Source organism: Azospirillum sp. (assembly GCF_050789165.1).
Genome location: NZ_JBOZRT010000021.1, coordinates 74,186 through 94,279 on the forward strand (window position 1 = coordinate 74,186; position 20,094 = coordinate 94,279).

At 71.0% G+C, this 20,094-nt stretch carries 17 protein-coding genes; 4 read left to right on the forward strand and 13 right to left on the reverse strand.

The genetic code is table 11. The features are described 5' to 3' along the window. Positions 1-4: 4 nt before the first annotated feature. From ACRWK7_RS04170 to ACRWK7_RS04230, 13 genes are all read right to left on the reverse strand, one after another. Positions 5-625 (reverse strand): cytochrome c oxidase subunit 3, encoded by a 621-nt coding sequence (locus tag ACRWK7_RS04170; RefSeq protein WP_431854925.1) that lies wholly within the window; start codon positions 623-625, stop codon positions 5-7. Further along, positions 622-2,271 (reverse strand): cytochrome c oxidase subunit I, encoded by a 1,650-nt coding sequence (ctaD, locus tag ACRWK7_RS04175; RefSeq protein WP_431854926.1) that lies wholly within the window; start codon positions 2,269-2,271, stop codon positions 622-624. The genes ACRWK7_RS04170 and ctaD overlap by 4 nt, the downstream gene beginning before the upstream one ends. After that, complete coding sequence (gene coxB, locus ACRWK7_RS04180) at positions 2,268-3,215, reverse strand: cytochrome c oxidase subunit II (RefSeq protein ID WP_431854927.1); 948 nt, start codon at positions 3,213-3,215, stop codon at positions 2,268-2,270. Before coxB ends, ctaD begins: the two co-directional genes overlap by 4 nt. Further along, on the reverse strand, positions 3,212-3,958 hold the full coding sequence (locus tag ACRWK7_RS04185) for an SCO family protein (protein ID WP_431854928.1): 747 nt from the start codon (positions 3,956-3,958) through the stop codon (positions 3,212-3,214). The genes coxB and ACRWK7_RS04185 overlap by 4 nt, the downstream gene beginning before the upstream one ends. Beyond that, complete coding sequence (locus tag ACRWK7_RS04190) at positions 3,958-4,335, reverse strand: hypothetical protein (protein WP_431854930.1); 378 nt, start codon at positions 4,333-4,335, stop codon at positions 3,958-3,960. The genes ACRWK7_RS04185 and ACRWK7_RS04190 overlap by 1 nt, the downstream gene beginning before the upstream one ends. Further along, entirely contained in the window at positions 4,328-5,290 is a 963-nt protein-coding gene (locus tag ACRWK7_RS04195; protein ID WP_431854931.1) for a hypothetical protein, read from the reverse strand. The genes ACRWK7_RS04190 and ACRWK7_RS04195 overlap by 8 nt, the downstream gene beginning before the upstream one ends. Continuing rightward, positions 5,287-5,814, reverse strand: a complete 528-nt coding sequence (locus ACRWK7_RS04200; protein ID WP_431854932.1) for a c-type cytochrome — start codon at positions 5,812-5,814, stop codon at positions 5,287-5,289. The genes ACRWK7_RS04195 and ACRWK7_RS04200 overlap by 4 nt, the downstream gene beginning before the upstream one ends. Further along, on the reverse strand, positions 5,811-6,350 hold the full coding sequence (locus ACRWK7_RS04205) for a DUF3341 domain-containing protein (RefSeq protein ID WP_431854933.1): 540 nt from the start codon (positions 6,348-6,350) through the stop codon (positions 5,811-5,813). Before ACRWK7_RS04205 ends, ACRWK7_RS04200 begins: the two co-directional genes overlap by 4 nt. Next, positions 6,351-7,694: an NrfD/PsrC family molybdoenzyme membrane anchor subunit gene (gene nrfD, locus ACRWK7_RS04210; protein WP_431854934.1), complete on the reverse strand. Its 1,344-nt coding sequence runs from the start codon at positions 7,692-7,694 to the stop codon at positions 6,351-6,353. A gap of 3 nt (positions 7,695-7,697) precedes the next feature. Next, complete coding sequence (locus ACRWK7_RS04215; RefSeq protein WP_431854935.1) at positions 7,698-10,616, reverse strand: 4Fe-4S dicluster domain-containing protein; 2,919 nt, start codon at positions 10,614-10,616, stop codon at positions 7,698-7,700. Between the two features lie 7 nt (positions 10,617-10,623). Then, positions 10,624-11,280 carry a cytochrome c3 family protein gene (locus ACRWK7_RS04220; protein WP_431854936.1) on the reverse strand — a complete coding sequence of 219 codons (657 nt, stop codon included), beginning with the start codon at positions 11,278-11,280 and terminating at the stop codon, positions 10,624-10,626. 162 nt (positions 11,281-11,442) lie between these two features. Then, positions 11,443-11,985 carry a peptidoglycan-binding domain-containing protein gene (locus ACRWK7_RS04225; RefSeq protein ID WP_431854937.1) on the reverse strand — a complete coding sequence of 181 codons (543 nt, stop codon included), beginning with the start codon at positions 11,983-11,985 and terminating at the stop codon, positions 11,443-11,445. A 194-nt stretch (positions 11,986-12,179) separates the two neighbouring features. Continuing rightward, complete coding sequence (locus tag ACRWK7_RS04230; protein ID WP_431854938.1) at positions 12,180-13,982, reverse strand: thiamine pyrophosphate-requiring protein; 1,803 nt, start codon at positions 13,980-13,982, stop codon at positions 12,180-12,182. Positions 13,983-14,137: 155 nt separating this feature from the next. On the opposite strand from ACRWK7_RS04230, the gene ACRWK7_RS04235 reads away from it, so the two are divergent. The 4 genes from ACRWK7_RS04235 (at position 14,138) to ACRWK7_RS04250 (ending at position 20,092) form a co-directional block, all read left to right on the forward strand. After that, entirely contained in the window at positions 14,138-15,232 is a 1,095-nt protein-coding gene (locus ACRWK7_RS04235) for an enolase C-terminal domain-like protein (protein WP_431854939.1), read from the forward strand. Next, positions 15,229-18,144: an FAD-binding and (Fe-S)-binding domain-containing protein gene (locus ACRWK7_RS04240; RefSeq protein WP_431854940.1), complete on the forward strand. Its 2,916-nt coding sequence runs from the start codon at positions 15,229-15,231 to the stop codon at positions 18,142-18,144. The genes ACRWK7_RS04235 and ACRWK7_RS04240 overlap by 4 nt, the downstream gene beginning before the upstream one ends. 20 nt (positions 18,145-18,164) lie before the next feature. Next, on the forward strand, positions 18,165-18,542 hold the full coding sequence (locus ACRWK7_RS04245; RefSeq protein WP_431854941.1) for a sensory rhodopsin transducer: 378 nt from the start codon (positions 18,165-18,167) through the stop codon (positions 18,540-18,542). Positions 18,543-18,817: 275 nt separating this feature from the next. Continuing rightward, positions 18,818-20,092, forward strand: coding sequence for a serine/threonine transporter (locus ACRWK7_RS04250; protein WP_431854942.1), 1,275 nt, complete (start codon positions 18,818-18,820; stop codon positions 20,090-20,092). Positions 20,093-20,094 lie beyond the last annotated feature (2 nt).

The following is a 20,094-nucleotide window of genomic DNA, read 5'->3' on the forward strand; positions in this document are numbered from 1 at the left end:
GGCGTCACCGTGCGACCAGATAGAGGGCGGGGTAGAGGAACACCCAGACGATATCGACGATGTGCCAGTAGAGGCCCGGCAGTTCCACCGTGGTCGCGTGCTCCGGCAGTCGCACCCAGCCGCCCAGCACCCGCGCCGACAGGCCCAGCATCAGCAGCACGCCGATGGTCAGGTGCACCGCGTGCAGGCCGGTGGCGGCGTAGTAGAGGTTGAAGAACAGCTCGGCGCCCGGCTGGTCGTGCAGGCGGAAGCCCGGGCCGGGCATCAGCCCCTCGCGGAACTCCCTGGCGTACTCGGTCGCCTTGATCGCCAGGAAGACGACGCCCAGCCCGGCGGCACCGGCCAGCAGGCCGGCGGTGCGCTCCTGCCGTCCCTGCCGCGCCGCGGCGACCGCCAGCGCCACCAGCAGCGAACTGGTCAGCAGCACTCCGGTGTTGACCGTCCCCAGCAGCTTGTCCAGGTGCCCGCTCGCCAGCCGCACGCCGTCCGGCACGCGCAGGCGCACCACCGTCAGCGCGAAGAACAGCGCACCGAACATCATCGCTTCGGTGGCGAGGAACAGCCACATGCCGAGCCGGTCGGCCTCCTCGCGCTGATCGGTGCCGGTGAAGGGCTCCGTGCTCATCCCCGTTGCTCCTCGGGGGGCGGGTAGTCGTAGGCCTCCCAGGTCACCACCGGGACGGCGTCGAAATTGTGCTCGGGCGGCGGGGAGGGCACGCGCCACTCCAGCCCGCTCGCACCCCACGGGTTGGCCGGCGCGCGCGGCCCGTAGAACAGCGACCACAGCAGGTAGACCAGCGGCAGCAGGTAGCCGACCCCCAGCATCGCCGCGCCGGCGGTGGACAGCACCTCCCAGCTCTGGAACTCCGGCGGGTAGGAGTGATAGCGGCGCGGCATGCCCAGCCAGCCGAGGATGTACTGCGGGAAGAAGGTGACGTTGAAGCCGAAGAAGATCAGCAGCGCCGAAAGGCGGCCCCAGAACTCGGAATACATCCGTCCGGTCATCTTCGGCCACCAGCAATGCAGCGCGCCGAGGTAGGCCGACACCGCACCGCCGACCATGATGTAGTGGAAGTGCGCCACCACGAAGGCGGTGTCGTGCGCGTGCACGTCGAGCGCCAGGCTCGCCAGGATCAGCCCGGTCAGCCCGCCGAAGACGAACAGCCCGATGAAGCCCATGGCGTAGAGCAACGGGGCGCGCAGGTCGAGCTGGCCTTTGTAGAGCGTCGCCGTCCAGTTGTAGACCTTGATGGCAGACGGTACGGCGACCAGGAAGCTGAGGAACGAGAAGACCATGCTGGCGTACATGGACTGCCCGGCCACGAACATGTGGTGGCCCCAGACCAGGAAGCCGATGATGGCGATGGCGATGGAGGCGAAGGCCACGAAGGCGTAGCCGAACACCCGCTTCCTCGAAAAGGTCGTCACCAGCTCGGTGACCACGCCCATGGACGGCAGGATCATGATGTAGACGGCGGGGTGGCTGTAGAACCAGAAGAGGTGCTGCCACAGGAGAGGATCGCCGCCCAGGTCCGGATCGAAGACGCCGATGCCCAGCGACCGCTCCAGCGCCAGCAGGATCAGCGCCATCGCCAGCACCGGCGTGGCGAGCACCAGGATCACGCTGGTGGCGTAATGCGACCACACGAAGATCGGCAGCCGGAACCACGTCATGCCGGGGGCGCGCAGCGTGTGGATGGTGACGATGAAGTTCAGCCCGGTGAGGATCGAGGAGAACCCCACCACGAAGATCGCCGCCGCCGCCATCACCGTGTGGCCGGGCGCGTACTTGGTGCTGAGCGGCGTGTAGAGCGTCCATCCCGTCTCCACCCCGCCGGCCACCAGCACGTACGCGGTGAACAGCCCGCCCAGCACGTAGATGTACCACGACAGCAGGTTGAGGCGCGGGAAGGCGAGATCGCGCGCGCCGATCATCAGCGGGATGAGGAAGTTGCCGAACACCGCGGGGATCGACGGGATCAGGAAGAACCACACCATCACCACGCCGTGCAGCGTGAAGGCCCGGTTGTAGCCGTCCGCGCTCAGCAGGTCGAGCTTCGGCGTCAGCAGCTCCAGCCGCACCGCCGCCGCTCCCAGGGCGCCCAGGAAGAAGAACCCGGTGATGGAGACCATGTAGAGGATGGCGATGCGCTTGTGGTCGGTGGTCAGCAGCCAGGAGCGCAGCGTGTAGCCCGCCTCGATGTAGGTGCGGGGCTGGGCGGCGGCAGTGTCGCTATTCGGGGTGTCGGCATCGGGGGCGAAGACGGTCATGGCGGCGTGCTCCCCTCCCGCGGCAGGGATTTGACGTAGGCGATCAGGCGCAGGATCTCCTCCTCCGACACCTTGCCGGCGAAGGAGGGCATGATCGGCTGGTAGCCGGCGACCACCTGCCGCGCCGGCAACAGGATGCTGTCGCGGATGTAGCGGTCGTCGACCAGCGCGAAGCTGCCGTCGGAGAGCGGCTGCTGCGTGCCGTAGATCCCGGCGAGGGCCGGCGCGTGCACGGCGGCGTTCGCGCCATGGCAGCCGGAGCATCCCAGGCGCCGGAACAGCCGCTCGCCCTCCTGCGCCAGGGTGCCGTCCACCGCCGAGGCGTGCAGCCACGCCTCGTAGGCCTTCGGTTCCTGGACGATGAAGCGGCCGCCCATCAGCGCGTGGTCGGTGCCGCAGAACTGCGTGCAGCGCAGCGCGTAGGTGCCCGGCCGGTCGGCCTGGAACCAGATCGTCGTGTACCGGTCGGGCAGCACGTCCATCTTGAGGCGCAGCTCGGGCAGGAACAGGCTGTGGATCACGTCCTGCGAGGTCATGGTGAGCGTGACCGGCTGGCCGGTGGGCACGTGCAGCTCGTTGATCTCGCGCTGGCCGCCGGGGTGCTGGAACTTCCACATCCACTGCTTGGCGACCACGGCGACCTCCAGCGCGCCGTCCGGCGGCGTGCGCTCCAGGGCGTAGAGGCGCGCCGCCCAGACGTAGAAGACCATCGCCAGCAGGAAGGGGATGACCGCCCAGCCGGTCTCGATCCAGAACCCCTTCCTCGGCGCGTGGCGGCGGTCGGCCGACGAGCCGCGGTGGTACTTCGCGGCGAACCACATCATGCCGAGGATGACCGGCGCCGCCAGCGCGATGATCAGCGCGCTGAAGGTCCAGACCAGCAGGTCGATGCGGTCGGCGTAGGCGGACGCGGCGGCGGGCCACAGCGGAAGTCCGGAGGTCATGGGCGCCTCCGCTCCCGCCGCAGCGCCCAGGCGATGCCGCCGCCCACGCCCAGCGCGGTCAGCGTTCCGGCGACGCGCAGGGCGTTCAGCACGGTGGCGTCGTAGGCCCCGCGCACCGGGTCATAGTGGTAGCAGAGCAGCCGCAGCCGGTCGGTCAGGCTGCCGATCGTGCCGCCGCCGGCCTCGGTCAGGGCGAGGCGCAGGTCGGCGCCGTCGAACCCCGCGCCGGAGATCCAGCGCGACACCCGGCCGTCCGGCGTCAGCACGAAGACGCCCACCGGGTGGAGGAATTGCTCGAGATCCGCATCCCAGCGGAAGCGGAAGCCGACCGCGTCGGCGACGCGGCGGACGTCCGCTTCGCCGCCAGTGAGGAAACGCAGCCCCTCACTGCTGCCGAGGCGGCCCGCCGCCTGCGCCTCGGCCGCCATCGCTTCGGCCGGCCCCTCGGCCGGGTTGATGCTGAGCGCGGTCAGGCGGAAGTCGGCGCCGGCGCGCAGGCCGGTTTCCCTCAGCGCCGACGCGATGCCGCCCAGGGTCACGCCGCATAGGTTCGGGCAGGTGTAGTAGGCCAGCGCCAGGACCACCGGCGGCCCGCCGAGGGCGTCGGCCAGGCCGGCGACGGCGTCGGCGGGGAGGCGCGCTCCCGGCGGGGGCGCGGCCATGATGTCGGAGAGGTCCGGGGCAGGGGCCGCCAGGGCAGGGGCGGCGGTGATCAGGAAAGCGAGCAGGGACAGCCGGCGCATCACTTCCCCTCCTCCGTCCAGCCGCGCGTCGCCAGCAGCGCCATGGCGTCCTCGATGGGGATGCGGGCGATGCCGGCGCCGCGGTCGACCCACCCGAGCGCGTGCAGCTCCTTGTCCTCGGCCGCGCGGAATGTCTGGAGGTCGCGGGCCGGCGACCGTTGCAGCCGCGGGGCCGGTGCCTCGATGGGCATGCGGGCGATCGCGGACGCCGGCGGACGGTCCCGCGCATCGGTGATCCACGCCTTCACCCCCCAGACCAGCAGCAGGATCACTCCGATGCAGACCAGCGCCAGCACGCCCGCCAGGAACAGCTTGAGCGGCGGCGCGTCGGCGACCTCGTGGCCGCGTTCGATCGAGGTGCGATCCACGTCAGCCATGGCCCGGCACCTCCCTCAGGCGATGCGTCTGCCGCACGCGGTTCCGCCCGATCAGCGCCAGCCCGCCGCTGAACGCCAGCGCCAGCAGCAGGCGTCCGGCCGCGTGTTCGCGGAAGGCCGGCAGCACCAGCCACAGCATGTCCAGCGCGTGTCCGGCGAGGATCAGCAGGCACAGCGCGCCCAGCACGCGCGGGCTGCGCCGGGCCGGCGGGAACAGCAGCGCCAGGAAGGGCAGGACGCCCTTCAGGATCACCAGCGCCCAGGCGAGCCATCCCCACGGCGCCTCGCCGCGCGCCAGATACCAGGCGGCGAGGTGCGGCTTGTTGCCCGACCACACCACGAGGTACTGCATGAAGGCGATGTAGCCCCAGCTCAGCACCAGCGTCAGCAGCAGCGAGCCCATGTGCCCCAGCTGTTCCGGGTCCGGCGGCGGCCCCTCGCGCAGGCGCAGCCACAGCGCCGCCGCGAAGCCGGCCTGGGCCGCCGCGGTGAGCACCAGCAGGCCGTAGGCGGAGGAGGCGAACGCCGGCTCCAGCGACATCATCCAATCAATGCCGGCGACCGTGACGGTCAGACCCAGCACCATCAGCCCGGCCGCCGCGGCCCCGCGTCCCATGTCCGGCCGCGCCGCCAGCCGGCCCAGCAGTCCCCACACCAGCAGGCAGACCACCGCCCTCCCGGCGAAGAACCAGGACGACAGCCAGAACGCCTGTTCCGGCTTCACCTCATGCGTCCACGGGTACACGAGGCCCGCGCCCAGCAGCACCGGCAGGAAGGCCAGCGCCGCGCCGGGCAGCGTGGCGGACACCGCCCGCAACTCGGCGACCAGCGGCCGGCTCCACCCCGTGGCGAACAGGCGGTCCATCAGCAGCATCGCCAGCGCGCCGACCGGCAGCCACAGCACCACCATCGCGGCGGCCAGCCAGCTCTCCAGCAACAGGCGCAGGATCGTCATGGCCGCGCCCCCAGCCTGGCCCGCAGATCGTCCGGCAGGTCGGCCGCGGCGACGTGCCGGCTGAGTTGCAGGGCGCGGACGTAGGCGAGGATCGCCCAGCGGTCGGCCGGCGCCACGCGGTCGGCATAGGAATACATGGCGCCGTAGCCGTTGGTCATCACGTCGAGGAAATGCCGGTCCGGCGCGTCCACCAGCCGTTGCTCGAAGTAGCTGGGCGGCTGCGGGAATCCGCGTTGAACGACCATGCCGTCGCCCTCGCCGGTGCGGGCGTGGCAGGGGGCGCAGTCGATCTCGAAGCGCTCGCGTCCGCGCGCCAGCAGGGCGGCGCCCATCGGCGGACGGGAGGCCAACGCCTGCTCCGCCGCCAGTTCGTCGCGCGCCACGGTTCCGGGCGGAGGCGGCTGGTTGACCCGGCGGTCGGGCAGCCGCTCGGCTGTCCCGAACGCCCGGCGGTTCGGCTGCTCGACCATGCGCTGGTCGCAGGCGGCCAGCAGCGCCAGCAGGAGAAGAAGGACTGGCCTCATCCCGGCACCTCCGACACGGAGACGGCGCCGCACGCCTCCAGGAAGGCGCGGGTCCGCTCCGGCAGGAAGCGCGGATCGGCGGCCTCGATGCACAGGAAGAAGCGGTCCACCTCTGCCGCCGAGAAGCGCGGCGCCTCGAACACCGGGTGGTTGAGGCGCGGCAGGCGGTTCAGCACCAGCATGGCGAGCACGACGCAGAGCGTGGCGCCCAGCACCGTCAGCTCGAACGCCGGCAGCACGAAGGCCGGCCATGCCGCCTCCGGCCGGCCGCCGATGTTCAGGGGATAGCTGACGACGTTGGCGTACCACTCCATGAACAGGCCGCCGGCCCCGCCGAACACGCCGCCGGCCAGCGACGCCCAGGCGACCGGGGAGGTCCGCACGCCCAGCGCTTCGCCCAGGCCGCGGACCGGCATCGGCGTGTAGGCGTCGAGCCGCCGGTACCCGTCGGCACGCGCCCGTTTCACGGCCTCCAGCAGCCGCCCGGCGTCGTCGAACTCGGCCATCAGGCCGTAGAGGGGGAGCGGTTGCGCCATCTATCCCTCCCGTTCCTCGTGCAGCACCTCCTTGACCTCGGCGATGGGCACCGCGGGCAGGAAGCGCACGAACAGGGTGAAGGCGAAGAGGAAGAAGCCGATCAGGCCGAAGAACAGGGTCCACTCCCACACGCTCGGCTGGTAAGGCCCCCAGGAGGAGGGCAGGAAGTCGCGCGACAGCGCGCTCTCCACCAGCATGTAGCGCTCGAACCACATGCCGAGCGTCACCGCCAGCGCGACGGCGAACAGCACCGGGATGCGGCGCCGCAGCCGCGGCAGCCACAGCAGTTGCAGCGGCACGAAGTTCAGCACCACCGCCGACCAGTAGGACACCGCGTACGGCCCGGCCACGCGGTCGAGCAGCGTGCCGCGCTCGAACGGCTCGGCGCCGTACCACGCGGTGAAGGCGTCCATGACGTAGCCGTAGGAGGTCATCAGCCCGGTCGCCAGCAGCCACTGGCCGAGCAGGTCCATGTGCCGGTCGGTGATCAGGTCGCGGAAGCCGAACGCCGCGCGCAGCACGATGGCCAGCATGATCACCACGGCGAAGCCGGAGAACACCGCGCCCAGCACGAAGTAGGGCGGGAAGATGGTGCTGTGCCAGCCGGGGATGGGGCCCACGGCGAACAGCATCGCCACACCCGAATGCACCGACACCACCAGCGGCACGGCGATGGCCGCAATGATGACGTAAGCGCGCCGCCAGCGCGCCCAGTGCGCCGCCGAGCCGCGCCAGCCCAGCGCCATCAGCCCGTACACCACCTGCCGCCGCCGGCTGGTGGCGGTGTCGCGCAGCGTCGCCATGTCGGGGATCATGCCGACGTACCAGAAGACCAGCGACACCGTCAGGTAGGTGAAGAAGGCGAACATGTCCCATTCCAGCGGGCTGCGGAACTGGGGCCACAGGTGCATGACGTTGGGGTAGGGGATGACCCAGTAGAAGTAGAAGGGCCGTCCCAGGTGCAGCACCGGGTACATGGCCGCGCAGCTCGCCGCCAGCAGCGTCATCGCCTCGGCGAAGCGGTTCAGCGAGTTGCGCCAGTGCTGCCCGGTCACCAGCAGCACGGCCGAGATGAAGGTGCCGGCGTGCCCGATGCCGATCCACCAGACGGTGTTGGAGATGGCGATGCCCCAGTTGACCGGGATGTTGATGCCCCAGATGCCGACGCCCTTGAAGAACAGCCAGAACACCGACACCAGCATCATCACGACCATCAGGCCGCTCACGCCCAGCACGGCCAGCCACGCCCACCCCTTGCCCGGCGGGTGCAGCACCGCGCCGCCGATCTGCCGGGTGACGCCGCGGTCGGTGAGGGCGGTGGAAAAGGTCTCGCCTTCGGCCATGCCTCACGCCTCCCTGGTGCGGCGGTGCTCGCCGATGCGGGCGAGGTAGGTGGTGCGCGGGCGGGTGCCGATCTCCTCCAGCAGCGCGTAGGCGCGGCCGTCCTTGCGGGCCTTCGCCACCGCGCTGTCGGCGCGGTTCTTGTCGCCGAAGGCGATGGCGCCGGTCGGGCAGGCGGCCTGACAAGCGGTGCGCACCTCGATGGCCGCGGGATCCTGGCCGTCGCGCTTGGCGTCCTGGCGGGCGCGGGCGATGCGCTGGATGCAGTAGGTGCACTTCTCCATGACGCCGCGGGCGCGCACGGTGACGTCGGGGTTGTACTGCAGGCTCTGCCGGTCGGCGGCGATCTGGCCGTATTCGAAGAAGTTGAAGCGCCGCACCTTGTAGGGGCAGTAGCTGGAGCAGGTGCGCGTGCCGATGCAGCGGTTGTAGACCTGCTCGTTGATGCCGTCCGGGCTGTGCACCGTGGCGTTCACCGGACAGCCCACCTCGCACGGGGCCACCTCGCAGTGCATGCAGGGCACCGGCAGGAAGTGGATGCGCGGGTCCTCCGGCGTGCCCTCGTAATAGGAATCGACGCGCAGCCACAGCATCTCGCGCCCCATGGAGACCTGCTCGCGCCCGACCGGGGGCACGTTGTTCTCGGCTTGGCAGGCGACGACGCAGGCGTTGCAGCCGACGCACAGGTCGGTGTCGATCGCCATCGCCCAGGCGTTCTGCGGATAGGGCCAGTCCGGATAGAGGCTGGGCGGCTTCTCCTCGATGGGTTTCAGCGCGGGGTGGTCCGCCGTGACGACGCGGATCGGCTCGGCCTCGGCGATCTCGTGGTGCGGCTGGGTGGTGACCAGCGGGCGGTTCTCGCCGGTCCGGGTCAGCGTCAGGCCGGCCGCGATCCAGGGAGCCTCCGAAGCCCGCACCGCGTAGGCGTCGATCCCCGCCCCGTCGCCCACGCGACCGGCCCGCCGACGCCCGGTGCCGAGGAACAGCGTGACGGAGCGGGCCGCCTGCCCGGGCTGCACCAGCACCGGGGCGCGCAGCGACCGGCCGCCGACCGTCAGCTCCACGACATCGCCATTCTTCAGGTCATGCGCGCGGGACAGCTGCGGGCTGACCGCCGCGTAGCTGTCCCAGCTGATCTTGGAGACGGGCTTGGGCAGCTCCTGGAGCCACGCGACGTTGCTGCGCCGGCCATCCCACAGGCAGGGATCGGGGCGCAGCGTGAGTTCGAGGCCGCCGGCCGGTGGCTGCGGCGGGGTGATTGGGCCCGCGGCCGGCGACACCTCGACCGGCGCTTCCGCCGTGCCCTCGACGAAGCCCCGGTGCAGCGCCTGCCGCCACGCCGCATCGTCGCCCAGCCGGTCGCGCCAGGTGGCGCGGACCAGGGCCTGCGCTTCGGCGAAGGGATCGCCGGCCAGCGCGGCGGCCATCTCCACCAGCGCGCGCCCGCCGAAGATCGGGCGGATGGTGGGCTGGATGATGGTCGCGGTGCCGTCCACCGAGCGCCCGTCGCTCCAGCTCTCCAGCGCGTGCGCCACCGGCGCGTGCCAGTGGCACAGCGCCGCCGTCTCGTCGGCGTGCAGCCCGGCGTGCAGGCGGAAGGGCACGCGCTCGCAGGCGGCGGCGAACCGCAGGTCGGGCGGTGCATCGTAGGCCGGGTTGACCTCCAGCATGAGCAGCGCACGCACGTCCCCGTCGGCCATGGCGTGGATGAGGTTGGCGAAGGGCTCGGCCATCGCCGCGACGGGCGCGGTGTAGGCGACGGCGCCCGTTCGCAGCGCCGCATTGATGCGGTGGACGGTGGCCTGCGCCTCCGGAGGCTGGTCGGGTCCGGCGGTGACCAGCGCGCGCCCGGCGTGCTCGCGCAGCAGCCCGGCCGCCGCGTCCATCCAGCGCCATTCCGGCTCTGTCAGTTTCACGTCGCCCTCGGCCCTGGGCACAGACAGCGCGCGCGCCAGGGCGTGCGCCAGCAGCGGGAGGCGCGCGGCCTCAACCGGCAGCCGGTCGGCCGCCATGGCGCCGGTCGGCGTCGGCGACGCCTCGGCCACCAGCAGGCGTGGCAGGTTGCCGGGCAGGCGGCCCGACAGGCGCCGCGCCGCCCAGCCCGAGGCGTTGCGCAGCTGCGCCGGGCGGGTGCCGAACAGGTCGTCGCCCAGGCTGACGATCACGTCGGCCTGGTCGAGGCGCGGATGGACGGCGAGTGGCCGGCCGAAGGCGAGATGCGTGCCGTCCTCGCCCCGCTCGGCCCCGACCGGCTCGTGGACGTGCCAGCGCAGCTCCGGAAACTGGTGGCGCAGGTCGTCGATCTGGCGCAGAAGGGTTGCGGAGGTGACGGCGCCGGTCAGCAGCCGCACACCGCGTCCGCCGTCGGCCTGCCATTCGATCCGTTGCGCCGTCACGGCGGCGATGACGGCGTCCCAGGTGGCCGGGCGGTCGAGGTGGCGTGGCGTTTGCGAACGGTCCGGATCGTAGAGTTCCAGCACCGCCGCTTGGCTGAAGGCGTCCAGGGCCGTGGGGTTGACGGAGCCGCGCGCCAGCGGGTGGTCGGGGTTGCCGTCCAGCCGGGTGGGGCGGCCCTCGTGCGTCTCGGCCAGCACCGGCTGGGCGAAGCCCTCGAACGGCACCGCGGTGGCGTAGAATCGCGGCCGGCCGGGCACCGCCAGTTCCGGCTGGACGACGTAAGGGACCGCCTCCTCCTTGCCGCAGCCGGTCAGGCCGGCCAGCAGGATGGACGCCGCCATGGCGCGCAGCACCTCGCGCCGCCCGGTCTCCGGCAGCGCCAGACCGGGGAACTCCTCTGCCAGGTAGTGGCGGAACGGCTCGGCTCCGGCGGCCTGCTCCAGCGTCTGCCAGAAACGCCGGCCGCCGGCGGAGCGGAGCGTGTCGGCCAACGCGGCGAGGTCGGGCGGAAGGGGGTGTCTGCTCATGCCGGCCTCACCGGTGGCAGACGGTGCAGTCGTCGAGGTGCTCGGGATGGATGCCGAGCTTGGCCATGCGCTCCTCGCCGCGCCGGCGCTGGTCGGGAGGCGGCTGCCAGTCCATGTCGAACACCTCCGAGGGATCGCGCAGGTTGGGGGCGGGATCGCGGTGGCACTCCAGGCACCAACTCATCTGCAGCGTGTGCGCCTGATAGGTCAGCGGCATGCGGTGCACCGGCCCGTGGCAGGTCGAGCAGCCGACGCCGCGCGCCACGTGGACGGAATGGTTGAAATAGACGAAGTCCGGCAGGTCGTTGACCCGCTTCCAGCGGATGGCGGTATCGTTGGCAAGGCTTTGGCGCACCGGCGCCAGCATCGGCGCCCCAGTCCAGATCTGCGAATGGCAGGTCATGCAGGTGTGCGTCGGCGGCAGGCCGGCGCTGGCCGCGGTCTCCACGCCGGTGTGGCAGTAGCGGCAATCGATCCCGAGGCCGGAGACGTGGTGTTCGTGGCTGAACGGCACCGGCTGCTCCATGAAGATTCCGGTCGTGGTGACCCAGTCCGAGGTCACCAACCCGCCGACCACCAGGAAGGCGGCGAACACCCCCAGCACCGCGAGCACCATGAACAGACGCAGCCAGGTGTCGGCGGAAGGCCGGAAGATCTGGGCCATGGCGTGCCGTCGCTTCCCGTGGCGCTGGTGTGGACTCCCGGGGCCCAACGAACAGACGGTGAAGCGGTTCCAGTTCTTATGGGCAGGAGCAGAACAAGCGTGCGGCCGGACGAGGATCGCCCGGCCGCACGCCCACCGTTCCGTCCGTGGCCTCGGAGGAGGCTATTGGTTGCCGGACTGCCCGGTGCCCTGGTCCGTGCGGGCGCGGCCGGAGGTGCCGGCGCCGGTCCGGGGCTGATCCAGGTTGAGCGCCTGCCGGGTGGCCGAGTCCATACGGCCGGTCGGCTTCAGGTCGTGCGCGCGCTGGAAGTCCTCCAGCGCCGCGCGCGTCGCCGGACCCCAGCGGCCGTCCACGTCGAGGTGGCTGCCGTTGTCGTTCAGGGCCTGCTGGACACTGCGCACGTTGTCGTGGCTCATCGCCGAGGTGCGGCCCGAGGTGGTTCGGCGATTGGTGTCGCGGTCGACGGACTCGGCCGCCTCGTTGGTCCAGCGGTCGGTCTTGGTGCCGAGGCTTTCGTCCATGGTGTGGCCGGCCGCGGCGCCGCCCACACCACCGACCACCGCGCCGACCGGCCCGCCGACCACCGCCCCGGCCACGGCGCCGCCGGCGGCGCCGGTGGTGGTGCGCTGGGTGTCGGTGCTGCCGCAGGCGGCAAGCGCCAGGAGCATAGTGGCCGAAAGGGCGGCTTCCTTCACTCTGAGCATGGTTCCCTTCCCGTTTCGTAACAGTGATTGACCAAACGTACATACAAGTCCCGATCGCAGACTGTTGTTCCGCGGCGTGGGCAAACTTCCCCGATTGGGCGGAAGAATGTGAGGAACCGAGGTGCTCCGGCGCGATTGTCGGCCGGTGTAGGCAGGAAATCCACGCTGGGCGGGTGAGGGAGCATCGGCGCCCCTCACCCCTTCTTGCCGTCACCGCCCGGCAGCACGCCGGCCAGCATGTCCTTCGCGGTGTCCTTCAGCATGTCCCACATCTCCGGGTCGCCCTTGGCGAGCGTCGCCATCATCGCGGCGGCGTTCTTCAGCGTGAGGTGCGGCGGCAGCGGCGGCACGTTCGGGTCGGTGAACGCCTCCACCACCACCGGGCCGCGCGTCGCCAGCGCCTCGTCCCAGACGTGCGCCACGTCCTCGGGCTTGTCCACGAACAGGCCCTTGAAGCCCAGCAGCTCGGCGTAGCGGGCGTAGGGCACGTTCGGCAGCTCCTGCGACGCCTCGAACTTCGGCTCGCCGGCCTGCGCGCGCATCTCCCAGCTCACCATGTTCAGGTCGCGGTTGTTCAGCACCAGCACGATGAAGCGCGGATCGGCCCACTGCTTCCAGTAGTGCGCCGCGGTGATCAGGGCGTTCATGCCGTTCATCTGCATGGCGCCGTCGCCGACGATGGCGAGCACCGGGCGGTCGGGGTACGCGAACTTGGCGGCCAGCGCGTAGGGCATGCCCGGCCCCATGGTGGCGAGGCCGCCGCACAGGCTGGCCTTCATGCCGCGGCGGATCTTCAGGTCGCGCGCGTACCACGTGGTGGCGGAGCCGGTGTCGCAGGCGATGACCACGTCGTCCGGCAGCTTCGGCGACAGCTCCCAGAAGACGCGCTGCGGGTTGAGCGGGGTGGCGTCGGTCATGGCGCGCGCTTCCAGCGTTTTCCACCATTCCGCCACGGCCGCTTCGATCTGCTGGCGCCACGCGCGGTCCTGCTTGCGCTTCAGCAGCGGGGCGAGGGCGCGCAGCGTGCCGGCGCTGTCACCGACGAGGCTGACCTCCATGGGGTAGCGGATGCTGAGCATCTTCGGGTCGATGTCGATCTGCACGCCGCGCGCCTGCCCCTCCTTGGGCAGGAATTCCGAATAGGGGAAGCCGGAGCCCACCATCAGCAGCGTGTCGCAGCCGACCATCATCTCATAGCTCGGCCGGGTGCCGAGCAGGCCGATGGAACCGGTGACGAAGGGCAGGTCGTCGGGCAGCGCCGCCTTGCCGAGGAGCGCCTTGGCCACCCCGGCGCCGAGGATGTCAGCCACCTCGAGCACCTCGTCGGTGGCGTGCAGCGCGCCGGCGCCGACCAGGATCGCCACCTTGGAACCGGCGTTCAGCGCGTCGGCGGCGCGCCGCAGGTCGTCGTCGGTCGGGCGCACCACCGGGGCCGAGTAGCCGACGCCGGAGTGGATGGTGCCGTGGGCGCGCGGCGGCGTCTCCACCGCGTCCATCTCCTGCAGGTCGTTGGGCAGGATGATGCAGGTGACCGTGCGCTCCGCCTTGGCGATGCGCACCGCCCGGTCGATCAGGTGGCGCACCTGGGCGGGGGTGGAGGCCATGTGGACGTACTCGCCCGCCACGTCCTTGAACAGCGAGAGCAGGTCCACCTCCTGCTGGTAGTGGCCGCCGAGCGCTGCCAGCGCCTGCTGGCCGACGATGGCGAGCACCGGCTGGTGGTCGAGCTTGGCGTCGTACAGGCCGTTCAGCAGGTGGATGGCGCCGGGGCCGGAGGTGGCGAGGCAGACGCCCAGGTCGCCCGTGTACTTGGCGTGCGCGGTCGCCATGAAGGCGGCCATCTCCTCGTGGCGGACCTGCACGAAGTCGAACCGGTCTCCGGCGCGGGCCAGTGCGCCGATCAGGCCGTTGATGCCGTCGCCGGGATAGCCGAAGACCCGCCGCACGCCCCAGTCGGAAAGCCGCTGCCAGAAGAAGTCGCTGACGTTCGCCGCCATGGTCGCACCCTCGTCTCGATGTCGGGAATCTCTGTCGCTGCCGCTTCAACTGCGGCCGATGCCCGGGGTTCGCGCCGGAAGGGTGAAAAATTTTTCATCGGAACCGCGTTCCAGCCGGCGAGTTGGCGGCCCACACGCGTTCTGAAGGAAGAGCCATGCGCCCGGATGCGCCCATCGAGCGGCTCGGCGTCGAGGCGTTCACGATCCCCACCGACCGGCCCGAGGCCGATGGCACCCTGGATTGGGACCGCACGACCCTCGTCGTGGTCACCGCCGCCGCAGGCGGCCGGAACGGGCTGGGCTACGGCTACGCGGACACGGCGACTGCGCGCCTGATCGTCGACGCCCTGGCGCCGCGGGTGTGCGGCATCGACGCCCTGGACACCAACCGCGCCTGGATCGTCCTGACCGAGGCGGTGCGCAATCTCGGCCGGCCGGGCATCGCCGCCATGGCGGTCTCGGCGGTGGACGCGGCGCTGTGGGATCTCAAGGGCAAGCTGCTGGACTTGTCCATCGCCGACCTGCTGGGGCGAGCCCACGACGGCACGCCGGCCTACGGCAGCGGCGGCTTCACCTCCTATTCGGAGGGAGCGCTGGTCGAGCAGCTCGCCGGGTGGGCGCGCGACGGGCTGCCCGCGGTCAAGATGAAGATCGGCCGCGACGCGGCGGCCGACCTCCGGCGCGTCGCGCTGGTGCGCACCGCCATCGGCCCCGGGACCGACCTCTACGTCGACGCCAACGGCGCCTACGACCGCAAGCTGGCGCTGGCGCAGGCCGAGCGCTTCGCCGGGCAGGGGGTCGCATGGTTCGAGGAGCCGGTCTCGTCGGACGACCTGGAGGGACTGCGCCTGCTGCGCGACCGCGGCCCCGGCGGGATGATGATCGCCGCCGGCGAGTACGGCTACACCCCCGCCGATTTCCGCCGCATGCTGGAGGCCGGCGCGGTGGACGTTCTCCAGGCCGACGCGACGCGCTGCGGCGGCATCACCGGCTTCCTGGGCGCCGCGGCGCTCGCCGAGGCGTTCACCGTGCCCCTGTCGGCGCACACCGCGCCGACTCTGCACGCCCAGATCGGCTGCGCCTGCCGCCCGCTGAAGAACATCGAGTATTTCCACGACCATGCCCGCATCGAGGCGATGCTGTTCGACGGGGCTCCGGCTCCGGTCAACGGCGCGCTGGCGCCCGACCGGACGCGTCCCGGCCTCGGCATCGAGTTGAAGCGGGCCGACGCCGAGAGGTTCCGGATATGACCGACATCGACGTGCCAGCCCTGGTGGCCGCGCTGCGGAGCCGCGTGGACGGCGAGATCCGCTTCGGCGACGGCGATCGGGCGCTCTACGCCACGGACGCCTCGAACTACCGCGAGGTGCCTCTGGGGGTCGTCGTGCCCCGCGACGTGGACGCCTTGGCCGAGGCGGTGCGGGTCTGCGCGGCGTTCGACGTGCCGATCACCCATCGCGGCGGCGGCACCGCGCTGGCGGGGCAGACCACCAACCACGCGGTGGTCATCGACAGCTCGAAGTACTGCAACGCCTTCCTGACCATCGACGTGGACCGTCGCCTCGCCACCGTCGAGCCGGGGATCACGCTGGACGAATTGCAGAAGCGCTGCAAGCCGCATGGGCTGCGCTTCGGTCCCGACCCGGCGACGCACAACCACAACTCGTTGGGCGGCATGATCGGCAACAACTCCGCCGGGCCGCACTCGGTGATCGCCGGCGTCACCAGCCACAACGTCGAGAGCCTCGATGTCCTGACCTATGACGGCCTGCGCCTGACGGTCGGCGCCACCGGGGAGGAGGAGTTGGCGCGGATCATCGCCGAGGGCGGCCGGAGGGGCGAAATCTACGCCGGCTTGCTCGCCCTCCGCGATCGCACCGCCGGGGAGATCCGCCGGATCTACCCGAGGATCCCGCGCCGCGTCTCCGGCTTCAACCTGGATTCGCTGCTGCCGGAGAACGGCTTCCACCTCGCCCGCGCGCTGGTGGGAACGGAGGGCACCTGCGTGACCGTGCTGCGCGCCACGCTGAACCTCATCCCCGACCCGCCGGCCAAGGCGCTGCTGGTGGTCGGCTTCGACGAGGTGGTGCACGCCGCCGACCGCATCTGCGAGATCCGCGGCTTCGGCCCGGACGCCATCGAGGGGGTGGACGAACGCCTCGCCGGCTTCATGCGCCGCAAGCACCTGCACCTGGATGACCTGACGCTGCTGCCCGAGGGGCCGTCCTGGCTGTTCGTCGAGTTCGGCGGCGACACGCCGGAGGAGGCCTCGGCCAAGGCGCACCGCCTCGCCGACCACCTGCGCGGCGAGGCGCACGTCACCGACCTCAAGCTGGTGACCGACGACGGCGAGCAGACGCGGCTGTGGGCGGTGCGCGAGTCCGGCCTGGGGGCCACCGCCTGGGTGCCGGGGCAGCAGCACGACACGTGGCCGGGCTGGGAGGACTCCGCCGTCGCCCCGGAAAACCTCGGCGCCTACATGCGCGACCTGCTGACGCTGTTCGACCGCTACGGCTATCACCCCTCCATCTACGGCCATTTCGGAGACGGGCTGATCCACTGCCGCATCGGCTTCGGCCTGCACACCGATGCGGAGGTGCGCCAATACCGCGCCTTCATGGAGGACGCCGCCCGTCTGGTGGTGCGGCACGGCGGCACGCTGTCCGGCGAGCACGGCGACGGGCAGGCGCGGGCGGAACTGCTGCCCATCATGTTCGGCGACGACCTTGTCCGCTCCTTCGCCGCGTTCAAGGCGGTCTGGGACCCCAAGAACCGCATGAACCCGCACAAGGTCGTGCACCCGCACCGCATGGACCAGGACCTGCGGCTCGGGCCGCGGTTCCATCCGCCGCACGTCGACAGCATCTTCGCCTACCCGGACGACGGCGGCTCCTTCGTGCACGCGGCTCTGCGCTGCGTCGGCGTGGGCAAGTGCCGGCGGCACGAGGGCGGCACCATGTGCCCGAGCTTCCGCGCGACGCGGGAGGAAAAGCACTCGACCCGCGGCCGCGCCCGGCTGCTGCAGGAGATGCTGCAGGGCGGCCCCATCCGGGACGGCTGGCGGGACGAGGTGATCCACGACGCGCTGCACCTCTGCCTCGGCTGCAAGGGCTGCAAGGCCGACTGCCCGGTCAACGTCGACATGGCGACCTACAGGGCGGAGTTCCTGCACCACCACTACCAGGGCCGCATCCGTCCGCGCGCGGCCTACAGCATGGGGCTGATCCACCGCTGGGCGCGCTGGCTGGCGCCGGTGTGGTGGGCGCCCAACCTCGCCACCCGGACGCCGGTGTTCGGACGGCTCTCGCGGGCGGCGGCGGGCATCGCCCCGCAGCGCCCGGTGCCGGCCTTCGCGCCCCGCACCTTCCGCCGCTCCTGGACGCCGGAGCCGGGCCGCGGGCGCCCGCCGGTGGTGCTGTGGACGGACAGCTTCAACAACCATTTCACGCCGGAACCGCTCTTCGCCGCGGCCGAGGTGCTGGAGGCGGCCGGCTTCGCGGTCACCATCCCGCGCGCGAACCTGTGCTGCGGCCGTCCCTACTACGATTTCGGCTGGCTGGACGCCGCCCGGCGCACGCTGAAGCGCACCATGACCGGCCTGCGGCGCGAACTGGACGCCGGCGCCTACGTGGTGGGCGTCGAGCCGAGCTGCCTGTCGGTGTTCCGCGACGAGCTGCCGAACCTCTTCCCCGACGACCCGGAAGCCAAGCGCCTCGCCAAGCGCACCATGCTGCTGGCGGAGTTCCTGGAGAAGGTCGCCCGCTTCGACCCGCCCCGGCTGTCCGGCCGGGCGCTGGTGCACGGGCACTGCCACCACAAGGCGGTGTTCGGCATGGGCTGCGACGCCGCGCAGATCCGCAAGAGCGGACTGGAGGCCCGCATCCTCGACGACGGCTGTTGCGGCATGGCCGGGGCCTTCGGCTACGAGGCGGACAAGTACGAGGTGTCGCGTGCCATCTTCGACCAGGGGCTGGGCGCCACGCTGCACGCTGCGCCGCCCGACGCGATGCTGATCGCCGACGGCTTCTCCTGCCGCCAGCAGGTGGAACAGCTGACCGGCCGTCGTGTTGTGACGCTGGCCGAAGTCTGGCGCGACGGCCTGCGCCGCCGCACGGCGCACCGCCCCGCCAACCAGGAGCGGGCGCCGCACGCCGCGGAATGATCCGCAGTCAGGAGGAGTGCATGGGCAACGCGCCGATCGGGCACACCCGCTGGGCCATCGCCGACGGCTACATCCCGGCCTGGAGCCATGGCCCCGAGCCCGAGATGACCAGCCACGAGGGATTGTGTATCCTGAACGCCGGCGACCGCGACGTCGAGGTGCGGATCACGCTGTACTTCACCGACCGCGAGCCGGCCGGCCCCTACATGGTCCGGGTCGGCGCCCGGCGCACCAACCACGTCCGCATGAACCTCCTCAAGGACCCGGAGCCGGTTCCGTTGGGGACGCCCTATTCCAGCGTCGTCGAGGCGGACGGGCCGGTGGTGGTGCAACTCACCCGCCTCGACAGCCGGCAGGCGGAGAACGCGCTGCTCACCACCATCGCCTTCGCCGGCTGATCCCGCCGGCGCATGGATGCTTCCATGGCCGGCCGTCACCCCCGCTCCCATCGCGGTGACGGTGCTGGCGGCTCGTGCCGGTTGCGGGCGCCGATGGATCATCGGCGGCGCCATTCGTTTCTCCATCCCACCGTTCATTCCGCTATTCGACCGTTCCGGAGATACCCCCACAAGGGGCGGACGGGCGTCGTTACCGTGCCTCCAGATCAACGCAACGCAGACCTGCCGCGATGGCCCTGCCATCCACCGATCCGGGCCTGCAGGAGGTTAAATCCATGGTCAGCATTTCAACGGAGACCACCAGGCTCGGCAATCCGCCCATCCCCTGGAGCAAGCACGACACCATCTGGATGCTTGGCCTGTTCGGCACGGCGATCGGCGCCGGCGTCCTGTTCCTGCCGATCAACGCGGGGCTCGGCGGCTTCTGGCCGCTGGCGGTGATGGCGGTTCTCGCCTTCCCCATGACCTACCTGGCCCACCGCGGTCTCTGCCGCTTCATCCTGTCCTCCTCGAAGCCGGGAAGCGACATCACCGAAGTGGTCGAAGAGCATTTCGGCGCGACGGCGGGCAAGCTGATCACGCTGCTGTACTTCTTCACGATCCTGCCGATCCTGCTGATCTACGGCGTCGGCCTGACCAACACCGTGCAGAGCTTCATGCTCAACCAGCTGGGCATGACGCCGCCGCCGCGCATCCTGCTGTCGCTGGGCCTGATCCTCGGCCTGATGGCGGTCATCAAGCTCGGCGAGCAGATGGTCGTGCGGGTCATGAGCTGGCTCGTCTACCCGTTCGTGCTGGTGCTGCTGGGCATCGCGCTCTACCTGCTGCCGGGCTGGAACACCGCCGTGATGAACGAGGTGCCGACCGTCGGCGGCTTCAGCCTGACCCTGTGGCTGAGCATCCCGGCCCTGGTGTTCTCCTTCAACCACTCGCCGGCGATCTCCCGCTTCGTCGTCGCCCAGCAGCAGAAGTACGGCGTCGAGGCCGAGGGCCAGACCGAGCGCATCGAGAAGTATGCGGCCGTCATGATGGTCCTGGTCGTCATGTTCTTCGTCTTCAGCTGCGTGTTCAGCCTGACCCCGGCCGACCTCGCCGCCGCCAAGCAGCAGAACATCTCGATCCTGTCGTACCTCGCCAACAAGGTCGATAATCCGGTCATGGCCTACCTGACGCCGGCCGTCGCCTTCGTCGCCATCACCAAGTCGTTCTTCGGCCACTACCTCGGCGCCCGCGAGGGTCTGAACGGCCTGATCTCCCAGCACCTGCGCGGCCAGGGCAAGGCCGTGGACATGAAGGCCATCAACGGCTTCAGCGCGCTGTTCATGGTCGCCGCCGTGTGGATCGCCGCCACGCTGAACCCGAGCATCCTCGGCATGATCGAATCCCTCTGCGGCCCGATCATCGCGGCTCTGCTCTTCATCATGCCGATGTACGCCATCCGCAAGGTTCCGGCCATGCGCAGGTACGCCGGCCAGCCGGGCAATGTGGTGGTGCTGTTCATCGGCTCGGTCGCCATCTCCGCGATCCTCTACTCCCTGCTCAGCCTCTGACC